The 11,052-nt window shown below is 68.5% G+C and carries 11 protein-coding genes, 1 rRNA gene and 1 riboswitch; of the genes, 11 read left to right on the forward strand and 1 reads right to left on the reverse strand.

The genetic code is table 11. The features are described from left to right. From rrf to ACIQRL_RS15640, 11 genes are all read left to right on the forward strand, one after another. Positions 1–84: ribosomal RNA gene (gene rrf, locus ACIQRL_RS15590) — 5S ribosomal RNA — on the forward strand; the annotation flags it as partial. Positions 85–271: 187 nt separating this feature from the next. After that, positions 272–880 (forward strand): CDP-alcohol phosphatidyltransferase family protein, encoded by a 609-nt coding sequence (locus ACIQRL_RS15595; protein ID WP_401331756.1) that lies wholly within the window; start codon positions 272–274, stop codon positions 878–880. 116 nt (positions 881–996) lie between these two features. After that, positions 997–3,492: a sugar phosphate nucleotidyltransferase gene (locus tag ACIQRL_RS15600; protein ID WP_401331757.1), complete on the forward strand. Its 2,496-nt coding sequence runs from the start codon at positions 997–999 to the stop codon at positions 3,490–3,492. Positions 3,493–3,590: 98 nt separating this feature from the next. Further along, complete coding sequence (locus tag ACIQRL_RS15605; protein ID WP_401331758.1) at positions 3,591–4,496, forward strand: DUF881 domain-containing protein; 906 nt, start codon at positions 3,591–3,593, stop codon at positions 4,494–4,496. After that, on the forward strand, positions 4,493–4,825 hold the full coding sequence (locus ACIQRL_RS15610; RefSeq protein WP_003988855.1) for a small basic family protein: 333 nt from the start codon (positions 4,493–4,495) through the stop codon (positions 4,823–4,825). The genes ACIQRL_RS15605 and ACIQRL_RS15610 overlap by 4 nt, the downstream gene beginning before the upstream one ends. 5 nt (positions 4,826–4,830) lie before the next feature. Next, positions 4,831–5,688 (forward strand): DUF881 domain-containing protein, encoded by an 858-nt coding sequence (locus ACIQRL_RS15615; RefSeq protein WP_401331759.1) that lies wholly within the window; start codon positions 4,831–4,833, stop codon positions 5,686–5,688. A 61-nt stretch (positions 5,689–5,749) separates the two neighbouring features. After that, positions 5,750–6,706, forward strand: a complete 957-nt coding sequence (locus ACIQRL_RS15620) for an FHA domain-containing protein (RefSeq protein ID WP_401331760.1) — start codon at positions 5,750–5,752, stop codon at positions 6,704–6,706. 42 nt (positions 6,707–6,748) lie between these two features. Further along, entirely contained in the window at positions 6,749–7,504 is a 756-nt protein-coding gene (locus tag ACIQRL_RS15625; RefSeq protein ID WP_401331761.1) for a MerR family transcriptional regulator, read from the forward strand. Positions 7,505–7,590: 86 nt separating this feature from the next. Beyond that, entirely contained in the window at positions 7,591–8,064 is a 474-nt protein-coding gene (locus tag ACIQRL_RS15630) for a bifunctional nuclease family protein (protein ID WP_006123076.1), read from the forward strand. Between the two features lie 218 nt (positions 8,065–8,282). After that, complete coding sequence (locus tag ACIQRL_RS15635; protein ID WP_401331762.1) at positions 8,283–8,957, forward strand: MerR family transcriptional regulator; 675 nt, start codon at positions 8,283–8,285, stop codon at positions 8,955–8,957. 72 nt (positions 8,958–9,029) lie between these two features. Further along, complete coding sequence (locus tag ACIQRL_RS15640) at positions 9,030–10,547, forward strand: DNA polymerase IV (protein WP_401331763.1); 1,518 nt, start codon at positions 9,030–9,032, stop codon at positions 10,545–10,547. Here ACIQRL_RS15640 and ACIQRL_RS15645 read toward each other — a convergent pair. Beyond that, positions 10,472–10,840, reverse strand: coding sequence for a PRC-barrel domain-containing protein (locus tag ACIQRL_RS15645; RefSeq protein ID WP_401331764.1), 369 nt, complete (start codon positions 10,838–10,840; stop codon positions 10,472–10,474). The genes ACIQRL_RS15640 and ACIQRL_RS15645 overlap by 76 nt on opposite strands. 115 nt (positions 10,841–10,955) lie before the next feature. Then, a riboswitch (glycine riboswitch) is annotated at positions 10,956–11,051 on the forward strand. The last annotated feature ends 1 nt before the right edge of the window (position 11,052 follow it).

The following is an 11,052-nucleotide window of genomic DNA, read 5'->3' on the forward strand; positions in this document are numbered from 1 at the left end:
TACATTCCGAACCCGGAAGCTAAGCCTCACAGCGCCGATGGTACTGCAGGGGGGACCCTGTGGGAGAGTAGGACGCCGCCGAACAAATTTTAGAGCTCCGGCTCTCGGGAATTCTTCCCGAGAGCCGGAGCTTTTTTGTTTTCCGACAGAGTTTTCCGACAGAGATTTCCGCATGACGCCTCCTCCTTGCCTCGCCCTCTGCGCTGCGGTGCCGGGGCTGCGGGTAAGGTCAGGGGGCATCGTTGGCTCGTTTCCCACAGGAGGCCCCCGGGTGGAGGTCCAGGAGACCCGCGTTCAGACCGACCGGGTCCTCACCATCCCGAACATCCTCAGCATGGCGCGTCTCGTCGGCGTACCCATCTTCCTGTGGTTGATCCTCAGGCCGGAGTTCGGCGGTCCCAAGAGTGACGGCTGGGCCCTGCTCATCCTCATGCTGAGCGGTATCACCGACTATCTGGATGGGAAGCTGGCCAGGCGCTGGAACCAGATCAGCAGCCTCGGCCGGCTGCTGGATCCCGCGGCCGACCGGCTCTACATTCTGTCGACACTGATCGGTCTCACCTGGCGCGAGATTCTTCCGATCTGGCTGACGGCCGCGCTCCTCGCACGCGAGCTGGTTCTGCTGGTGATGGTGTGGATCCTCCGCCGGCACGGCTATCCGCCCCCGCAGGTGAACTTCCTCGGGAAGGCGGCCACCTTCAACCTGATGTACGCCTTCCCGTTGCTGCTGCTCAGTGACGCGAGCGGCTGGATCGCGACATTCGGCGCTGTTTTCGGATGGGCGTTCGCCGGGTGGGGTACAACCCTGTATTGGTGGGCAGGAGTCCTCTACGTGGTGCAGGTCCGCCGGCTGATCCGAGCGGACACCATGGCCGATTGAGCTCGGCCCGATTGGGCGGCTGTAGTGCCCCGATGGCCCCCGCTCGAAAACTGCGGGACAATCAGGACGGGTGAAGTCGGCTGTACCGTCGTCTCTTCAAGGAGGACGCTTCCGACATGAAGGCCGTCGTGATGGCCGGAGGCGAAGGCACACGCCTTCGCCCAATGACCTCAAGCATGCCCAAGCCGCTCCTGCCGGTGGTGAACCGGCCGATCATGGAGCATGTGCTGAGGCTGCTCAAAAGGCATGGGCTCAACGAGACCGTCGTCACCGTGCAGTTCCTGGCCTCATTGGTCAAGAACTACTTCGGTGACGGTGAAGAACTCGGCATGGAGCTCACCTATGCCAATGAGGAGAAGCCACTCGGTACTGCCGGGAGCGTCAAGAACGCCGAGGAGGCGCTGAAGGACGACGCCTTCCTCGTCATCTCCGGTGATGCCCTGACCGACTTCGATCTCACCGAACTCATCAACTTCCACAAGGAGAAAGGCGCGCTCGTCACGGTCTGTCTTACGCGCGTACCCAATCCGCTGGAATTCGGTATCACCATCGTGGACGAAGAGGGCAAGGTCGAACGCTTCCTGGAGAAGCCGACCTGGGGCCAGGTCTTCTCGGACACGGTGAACACGGGCATCTACGTCATGGAACCTGAGGTCTTCGACTACGTCGAGGCCGATGTCTCCGTCGACTGGTCCGGCGACGTCTTCCCCCAGTTGATGAAGGAAGGCAAGCCCATCTACGGCTATATCGCCGAGGGCTACTGGGAGGACGTCGGCACGCACGAGAGCTATGTGAAGGCCCAGGCCGACGTCCTGGAGGGCAAGGTCGACGTCGAACTCGACGGCTTCGAGATCTCCCCGGGCGTATGGGTGGCAGAGGGCGCGGAGGTCCATCCCGACGCCGTACTGCGAGGGCCGCTCTACATCGGTGACTACGCCAAGGTCGAGGCGAACGCCGAGATCCGCGAGCACACCGTCGTCGGCTCCAACGTCGTCGTCAAGAGCGGTGCGTTCCTCCACCGGGCCGTCGTGCACGACAACGTGTACATCGGGCAGCACAGCAATCTGCGCGGCTGTGTGGTCGGAAAGAACACCGACATCATGCGCGCCGCCCGCATCGAGGACGGAGCCGTGATCGGCGACGAATGCCTCGTCGGTGAAGAATCGATCATTCAGGGCAACGTCCGCGTCTATCCCTTCAAGACCATCGAGGCCGGCGCCTTCGTCAACACCTCGGTGATCTGGGAGTCGCGCGGCCAGGCCCACCTCTTCGGCGCTCGTGGCGTCTCCGGGATCCTGAACGTCGAGATCACCCCGGAGCTGGCCGTGCGCCTGGCGGGGGCCTACGCGACGACCCTCAAGAAGGGCTCCACCGTCACCACGGCCCGCGACCACTCCCGAGGTGCCCGCGCGCTGAAACGAGCGGTGATCTCGGCCTTGCAGGCCAGCGCCATCGACGTACGAGACCTGGAGAACGTACCGCTGCCCGTGGCGCGGCAGCAGACGGCCCGGGGCAGCGCCGGCGGAATCATGATCCGGACGACCCCCGGAGTGCCCGACTCCGTCGACATCATGTTCTTCGACGGGCAGGGCGCCGACCTGTCGCAGGGCGGTCAGCGGAAGCTGGACCGGGTGTTCGCGCGACAGGAGTACCGACGCGCGTTTCCCGGCGAGATCGGGGATCTGCACTTCCCCGCGAGTGTCTTCGACTCCTATACGGGATCACTGCTGCGGAATGTCGACACCACCGGTATCGCGGATTCCGGGCTGAAGGTCGTCGTCGACGCCTCCAACGGCAGTGCCGGACTGGTGCTGCCCAGCCTGCTGGGCAAGCTCGGCGTCGACTCCCTGGTCATCAATCCCGGTCTCGACGAGTCCAGGCCCACCGAGACGGTGGAGACGCGGCGGGCAGGGCTGGTGCGGCTGGGCGAGATCGTCGCGTCCGCGCGGGCCGCGTTCGGCGTGCGCTTCGACCCGGTGGGCGAGCGTCTCTCGCTCGTCGACGAGAAGGGGCGGATCGTCGAGGACGACCGGGCCCTGCTCGTCATGCTCGACCTGGTGGCCGCCGAGCGGCGCAGTGGACGTGTGGCGCTGCCGGTCACCACCACACGGATCGCGGAACAGGTGGCGGCGTACCACGGCACGCAGGTGGAGTGGACGACCACGTCGCCGGACGACCTGACGCGGGTCGGCCGAGAAGAGTCGACGATCTTCGGAGGCGACGCGCGCGGCGGCTTCATCATTCCCGAGTTCAGCGGCGTCTTCGACGGCGCGGCCGCGTTCGTCCGGCTCATCGGTCTTGTGGCGCGGACACAGCTCACGCTCAGCCAGATCGACGCGCGGATTCCGCGGGCGCACGTCCTCAAGCGGGACCTCGCGACGCCCTGGGCCGTGAAGGGGCTGGTCATGCGCCGGGTCGTGGAGGAGGCGGGAGACCGCTTCGTGGACACGACGGACGGCGTGCGGGTCGTGGAGACGGACGGACGCTGGGTCATGGTGCTGCCGGACCCCGCCGAGGCTGTCACCCATCTGTGGGCGGAGGGCCCGGACGACGCCTCCGCTGAGGCTCTGCTCGACGAGTGGGCGGCCGTTGTGGACAGCGCCGGCCGCTGAGACGATCTTCACCCTTACGTGTCGGACAAGTGTCCCCAAGGGGGCCTGTCCGGCACGTTGGTGGGGCCATTCGGAGGTAGCACCCGCGACGTGCGACGATGTGCGGCATGCCGCAGCAGCCCCCCGTTCGGAGCAGCGCTCCGCGCCCCCCGCGCCCGGACGCCTCCATGTCGCTGCTCACCAACGTCATGGATCACAGCCTCGACGAGGGGTACGCCGAGGCGGCCGCCCGCAGGGAGGCCGAGGATGCCGGCGGCATGCCGAAGACGGTCCGGGCCAAGCTGGGTCTTGCCGCGGGTCTGGTGCTCGCCGCGCTCGTGGTCACTCTGGGAGCGGCGAACGCTCGGCTGGCGGCGCCCGTCGTCGCCAAGGAGCGCCAGGAGCTCATCGACCGCATCGAGCGCGAGACGACGGCCGCGGACAAGCTGGAGAACGGCGTCGACACCCTGCGTGCCGATGTGAGCGCCCGCCAGCGAGCCGCGCTGAAGAAGGACGGCGGCGAGCAGGCCGACCTCGTGAGCATCCTGTCGGGTGCCACCGATGTGCACGGACCGGGCGTGAAGCTCGTCGTCAACGACGCCAAGGAAGCCAGCACCGGCGGTGACGGCACCAATCCGCGGGAGACCTCGGGATTCTCCGACACCGGACGCGTCCGGGACCGAGACATGCAGCGCGTGGTCAACGGCCTGTGGGAGTCGGGCGCCGAGGCCGTCTCCGTCAACGGACAGCGGCTGACAGCCCTGTCGGCCATCAGGGCCGCGGGTGACGCGATACTGGTCGACAACAAGCCGCTGGTGCCGCCGTACACGGTGCTCGCGGTGGGGGACGGCCAGCGGCTCAGCACCAGGTTCCAGAACAGCGCCGACGGGCTGTATCTGCACGCCCTGCAGGAGAACTACGGCATCCGGACCAGCATTTCCACCGAGGGCGACGTCCGGCTGCCCGCAGCACCGAGTGTGATCGTACGTACAGCAGAGCCGAGAACAGAGAAGGGCACACCGTGATCGCCGTACTGGGCCTCGTCGTGGGAGTCGTGGCTGGATTGTTGGTCCGGCCCGAGGTTCCGGCGGTCGTCGAGCCTTACCTTCCGATCGCCGTCGTGGCGGCGCTCGACGCCGTGTTCGGCGGTCTGCGCGCGATGCTCGACGGCATCTTCGACGACAAGGTCTTCGTGGTCTCGTTCCTGTCGAACGTGGTCGTCGCCGCGCTGATCGTTTTCCTGGGTGACAAGTTGGGTGTGGGTGCCCAGCTGTCCACGGGTGTCGTGGTCGTCCTCGGCATCCGGATCTTCTCCAATGCCGCGGCGATCCGTCGGCACGTGTTCCGGGCGTGAGGCCGATGAGCAACGAGAACGAAGACGAATCTCCCGAGAACCCGCTGCGCGAAGAGCTGCCGGAAGAGGTTCCCGCGGCCGTGCAGGAGCCCGAACCGGAGACGGCCGAGGAGAACGCCGAGGGGAACGCCGAGACGCCGCCGTCCGGCCGTCAGAGGCTGGTCGAGGGGCTTTGGCCGCCGCGGGTGTCGCGTGCCCAACTCATCGTCGCCGTGCTGCTGTTCGGCCTCGGCTTCGGCCTGGCCGTGCAGGTGGCGTCCAACAGCGACGGCGACAGCGCGCTGCGCGGCGCGCGTCAGGAAGATCTCGTCCGCATTCTCGATGAACTCGACAGCCGGACTCAGCGTCTTGAGGACGAGAAGCAGGGACTCGAGGATCAGCGCACCGAGCTGGAGAACAGCTCGAACCAGGCCGAGGAGGCCCGCAAGCAGACGGTCGAGAAGGAGAAGCAACTCGGCATTCTGGCGGGCACCGTGGCCGCCCAGGGACCCGGCATCACGCTGACCATCGACGACGCGAAGGGGGCGGTCAAGGCGGACATGCTGCTCGACGCGATCCAGGAGCTGCGCGCCGCCGGTGCGGAGGCGATCCAGGTGAACGGTGTGCGTGTGGTCGCCGGGACCTATCTGGCCGATTCCGGAGGCGGAGTGAAGGTCGACGGGAACAAGATCACCCAGCCCTATCGTTTCAAGGTCATCGGCAAGCCGCAGGATCTGGAGCCGGCGCTGAACATTCCGGGGGGCGTGGTGCAGACACTGGAGAAGGAGCAGGCCACCGTCACGGTGAACGGCTCGACGAAGATCGTCGTCGATGCCTTGCGACCGGCGGAGCGGCCTGACTACGCTCAGTCGTCCTCCCGGTGAACGGCGGTCGCATGGGGGCCGCCGGGCCAGGGCAGGAGGTTGCGGGGGGTCGGCGCACCGAATGGGTGGTGCGTGGTGGAAACTGTCTGGTGGATACGGACGTTGTGAGGATGTCCGGGTCGACCGGTGTGTTCAATCAGGGTTCGTCCTGCCCCACGGGCGGGTCTGTTTCGGTCAAGGGGAATCGCCCGTGAAGTTGTTTGCGAAGTTGTTCGGCAAGAGCACGCGAGAGGACAGTGGCGACAACGCGACTGCCCGTCACCGTGCACCGCGCCAGGGAGACGCGGAGGCCCAGAGCGGCGACCGTCCGCTGTTCCGGGACCAGGTCACCGGCCCCGGTGGACCCGGCGCGTCGTCTGTTGACCCTGCCCAGTCCGGCCGCATAGGTTTCGGGGAACCGTCAGCCTCAAGCACGGGTGGAGGGTTCGCCTCCGATCCGTATGCGTCCCATGCCCCTGGTGGGCAGCCGCGGCAGGAGGATCCGTCCATGTCGGCCCAGGTGTGTTCGAGGTGCGGGAACCGCAACGCGGAGAACAGCCGGTTCTGTTCCAACTGCGGTGCGCCGCTGCGGGTCGGACCCGAGCGTCCCTCGGAGCAGACGTCCACGATCTCCATCTCCGGTATCGAGGCGTACGACGCCGAGGTGACGGGTCAGACTCCCTCGCCGATGCTCTCCCCCGAGGCTCAGGCGGCTGTCGACGCGCTGCCGGTCGGATCGGCGCTCCTGGTGGTGCGCCGAGGCCCCAACTCGGGCAGCCGCTTCCTGCTGGACAGTGAGCTGACCACGGCCGGGCGTCATCCGCAGAGCGACATCTTCCTCGACGACGTGACGGTGTCGCGGCGCCATGTGGAGTTCCGTCGTATCGCGGACGGATCTTTCACGGTCGCCGACGTCGGCAGCCTGAACGGCACGTACGTCAACCGGGAGCGGATCGACCAGGTCCCGCTGTCGAACGGTGACGAGGTGCAGATCGGCAAGTACCGGCTGGTGTTCTACGCGAGCCAGCAGGGCATCTGACCCTCCCCCAAATCCGTCCGGGGGGACACCGAGGGAATGTCCATGCTTCAAACACCGAGCGGCGGTGCCGGCAGCGGTACCGCCGCCGCGGACAGTGGGCTGATGAGCATCGGCGCGGTGCTGAGCGTGCTGCGCGACGAGTTCCCCGAAGTCACCATCTCCAAGATCAGGTTCCTGGAGTCGGAGGGGCTCGTCGAGCCGCGGCGGACCCCTTCGGGGTACCGCAAGTTCAGCGCGAACGATGTCGAACGCCTCGGCCACGTCCTGAGGATGCAGCGTGACCACTACCTGCCGCTGAAGGTGATCCGCGAGCACCTGGACGCCCTGGCGCGCGGCGAGCAGGTGCGTCTGCCCTCCGTGGGCCGTCAGCGCGACCCGGGTGAGGGAGAAGCCCTCGGCGAGCTCTACAGCGAGCCCGAGGGGCCCACGGCGGCCCGGGTGGGCCGCGCCGAGCTGCTGGCCGCCGCCGAGATCGGTGAGCAGCAGCTCGAGGAGTGGGAGTCGTACGGACTGATCGGCCCGCTGCCCGACGGTGTCTACGACGCCGAGGCGGTGACGGTCGCCGCGCTCGTCGTCGAGCTGGGCCGGTTCGGGATCGAGCCGCGCCATCTGCGGGCGATGAAGGCCGCGGCGGAGCGTGATGCCGGACTGGTGGACCAGGTGGTCGCACCCCTGCGGCGGCACCGCAACCCACAGACCCGGGCGCATGCGGAGGCCCGTACGAAGGAACTCGCGGGCCTCACGGTGAAGCTGCACGCGGCACTCGTGCAGACCGCGCTGGGCGTGCGACTGCGCTGATCCGGCGTACCGGCGCGGGCCCTGGATCGTCCACCCGTTCTGTGCCCGACTACCCAAACGTCCCGGGCACGGCCTAGGGTTGCTGTGTGAACGAGCTCGATGTCGTAGGTGTCCGGGTCGAGATGCCCTCCAACCAACCGATCGTGCTTCTGCGTGAAGTGGGAGGCGACCGCTACCTCCCCATCTGGATCGGACCGGGGGAGGCGACGGCGATCGCCTTCGCACAGCAGGGCATGGCCCCCGCACGACCGCTGACCCACGACCTTTTCAAGGACGTGCTGGAGGCCGTCGGCCAGGAGCTCACCGAAGTACGGATCACGGACCTGCGCGAGGGCGTCTTCTACGCCGAGCTCGTCTTCGCCAGCGGGGTCGAGGTGAGCGCCAGGCCGTCCGACGCCATAGCGCTGGCCCTGCGCACCGGAACGCCGATCTACGGCAGTGACGGGGTGCTCGACGACGCCGGTATCGCGATCCCGGACGAGCAGGAGGACGAGGTGGAGAAGTTCCGCGAGTTCCTGGACCAGATCTCGCCCGAGGACTTCGGCACCAACAGCCAGTGAGGCGGGCGGGCGGAGGGCCGATCCGGGCCGCATTTGCCCGTGGCGAGTGTGGTGTGCCGCGGCCCGCGCCGAGAGCATTCGGCTAGCCTTTCCCCGCGGTAGGGCACGGGAAACCACTCTTAGGGTGATTATCACTCGGCGTGCCGAGTGTGGCGATCGTTGACGCGCCCCTGGTGACTGCCTACCGTCGAGAAGGCAGGTCAAGGACGGAGGTCGGCGTGAGAAGCAGCGGCGACGGTACGGCTGGGGGTGCTCCCGGACACGGTCCGGGAGAGAGCGGCCCGTACCCTCCCCCAAGCTCTCGGCTCGGCTCGAGCAGGGGGCACCCCCATCATGGCGGCGCGGCCGATCACGTTGCGCGGCGGCCGACAGCAGTGTCCGGTGAGGGAGGGACTGTTCCCGAGGAGCTCGGTTACCGCGGGCCCACGGCGTGCGCCGCCGCGGGCATCACCTACCGGCAGCTGGACTACTGGGCGAGGACCGGACTCGTCGAGCCCAGTGTGCGTCCCGCCTACGGGTCGGGGACACAGCGCCTGTACAGCTTCCGGGACGTGGTGGTCCTGAAGATCGTCAAGCGGTTCCTCGACACCGGGGTGTCGCTGCAGAACATCCGCACCACGGTCCAGCACCTGAGGGAGCGCGGCTTCCAGGACCTGGGGCGCATGACGCTGATGAGCGACGGCGCGACGGTCTACGAGTGCACCTCGCCCGACGAGGTCCACGCGCTGCTGCAGGGCGGCCAGGGTGTCTTCGGCATCGCCGTGGGCGTGGTGTGGCGGGACGTCGAGGGCGCCCTGTCGCAGTTGCACGGAGAGCGGGTCGACACCGGTGAGACGCTCCTCGGGCACAACCCCGCCGACGAACTCGCGCGCAGGCGCAACCGCGCGGTGTGACGCGCGGCTTTCGATGACGTGATGCCCCGGCCTGCCGGGGCATTGTCAGTGGCGTAGGGCAGCATCGGAGATGTGAGAACCGCGCCCACGATCCTGCATCTCGACATGGACGCCTTCTTCGCCTCGGCGGAGCAGGCGTCCAAGCCGAGCCTGCGCGGGAAAGCCGTCGTGGTGGGCGGGCTCGGACCTCGTGGAGTCGTCGCCACCGCCTCGTACGAGGCTCGCGTCTTCGGGGTGAACTCGGCGATGCCCATGGCCCAGGCCCGCAGGCGCGCCCCGAACGCCGCCTATCTCGTGCCGCGCTTCGGGCTCTACCGTGAGGTCAGCGAGCAGGTGATGGGGCTGCTGCGGGCCCTGTCGCCGCTGGTGGAGCCGCTGAGCCTGGACGAGGCGTTCGTGGACCTGGAGGCGGGCGGGACGGCCTGGGACGACGCCTCGGCGCGGCTGGCCGGTGCCAAGCTGCGCGCGGACATCCGGGCGGTCACGGGTCTCACGGGGTCGGTGGGGCTCGCCGCCTCCAAGATGCTGGCGAAGATCGCCTCGGAGCAGGCCAAGCCCGACGGTCTCGTGCTGATCGAGCCGGGCAGCGAGCGGGCGCTGCTGGGGCCGATGCCGGTGCGGACGCTGCCGGGCGTGGGGCCGGCCACCGGCGACCATCTGCGGCGGGCCGGCATCACCACCGTCGAGGAACTGGCCGAGGCGGGCGAGGACGAGCTCGTACGGCTGCTGGGGAAGGCGCACGGGCACGCGCTGTTCGCGATGGCGCTGGCCCACGACGAGCGCCCCGTGGTGGCCGAGCGGGAGACCAAGTCGGTGTCGGTCGAGGACACGTACGACGTGGACATCCACGACCGGGTCCGGGTGGAGCTGGAGGTGCAGCGGCTCGCGGACCGGTGTGTGCGGCGGCTGCGCCGGGCCGGGCTGTCGGGGCGGACGATCGTTCTGAAGGTACGCAGGTACGACTTCTCGACCCTGACCCGCTCCGAGACGCTGCGCGGGCCCACGGACGACCCCGGTGTCGTTCGGGAGGCCGCCGCGCGGCTGCTGGAGGGCGTGGACACGACCGGCGGCGTGCGCCTGCTGGGGGTCGGCGTCTCCGGGCTCGCCGACTACACGCAGGAGGACCTGTTCGCGCAGGCGCAGGCCGCCGCGGTGGGGGAGCCCGCGGCCGATGACCATTCGGCGGACGAGCCCGAGGGGGCCGTCGCGGAGGAGGCGGTGCCCGCCGAGCGGCGGTGGCCCTCCGGGCACGATGTGCGCCATGCCGAGCACGGGCACGGATGGGTGCAGGGGAGCGGGCTGGGACGGGTCACGGTGCGCTTCGAGACGCCCTCGTCCGAGCCCGGCCGGGTGCGGACCTTCCGGACGGACGATCCGCAGCTCGAACCGGCGGACCCGCTGCCCCTGGTGGAGCGAAGACCCGGCGGGTCCGCACCGGGTCCCGGCCCGGCGGCGTCAGAAGCCGCGACGCGAGGTCCGGAGCCGAAGGCGGGCCCGCACCCGGCCCCGGGGGCTCAGGCGTCCTCCGTGCCCGCGAGCCGGCCGAAGTCCCGGTCCGGCGGCGTCGGGGACGCCACGTCGAGCCCGTAGTGGTGGTAGAGCTGGAGTTCCTGTTCGGGGGAGAGGTGACGCCCGACGCCGAAGTCGGGGGCGTCCTTGATCAGGGCCCGGTCGAACGGGATGCGCAAGGTCCCCTCGACGATCTCGCTGGGCTCCAGGGGCACGAAGGCGTCCCTGCTGAACAGCCCGGTGCGTATGGCAGCCCACTCAGGGACGCCGGTCGCGTCGTCGAGGTACACCTCGTCGATCGTGCCGATCTTGGTGCCCTTGCTGTCGAACGCCTTGCGGCCGATCAGGTTGCGCGGATCGATGTCGGTCTGCACGGTCCCTCCACGTGGTCGCAAACTCATCCGTAAGTACTACAAAAGAGCACATTTGTGAGAGCGGCCACTCGAAGGCTGATGTCTTGTCCTCGCTGGTAGGCTGGCAGACGGCTGCTGATCCCGTGCGGGAGAGTCCTCCAGATTTCACCGGAGGCGCCGAAGGAGCAACTCCTCCCCGGAATCTCTCAGGCTCACGTACCGCACGGACGAGG

Origin of the sequence: Streptomyces sp. NPDC091209, assembly GCF_044757755.1 — a bacterium.
Taxonomy (GTDB): Bacteria; Actinomycetota; Actinomycetes; order Streptomycetales; family Streptomycetaceae; genus Streptomyces.

What these genes read in the sequence shown, in the direction of transcription:
- ACIQRL_RS15600 (WP_401331757.1), top strand. Translation starts at nt 997, where the DNA reads ATGAAGGCCGTCGTGATGGCCGGAGGCGAAGGCACACGCCTTCGCCCA.
- ACIQRL_RS15605 (WP_401331758.1), top strand. Translation starts at nt 3,591, where the DNA reads ATGTGCGGCATGCCGCAGCAGCCCCCCGTTCGGAGCAGCGCTCCGCGC.
- ACIQRL_RS15615 (WP_401331759.1), top strand. Translation starts at nt 4,831, where the DNA reads ATGAGCAACGAGAACGAAGACGAATCTCCCGAGAACCCGCTGCGCGAA.
- ACIQRL_RS15620 (WP_401331760.1), top strand. Translation starts at nt 5,750, where the DNA reads ATGGGTGGTGCGTGGTGGAAACTGTCTGGTGGATACGGACGTTGTGAG.
- ACIQRL_RS15625 (WP_401331761.1), top strand. Translation starts at nt 6,749, where the DNA reads ATGCTTCAAACACCGAGCGGCGGTGCCGGCAGCGGTACCGCCGCCGCG.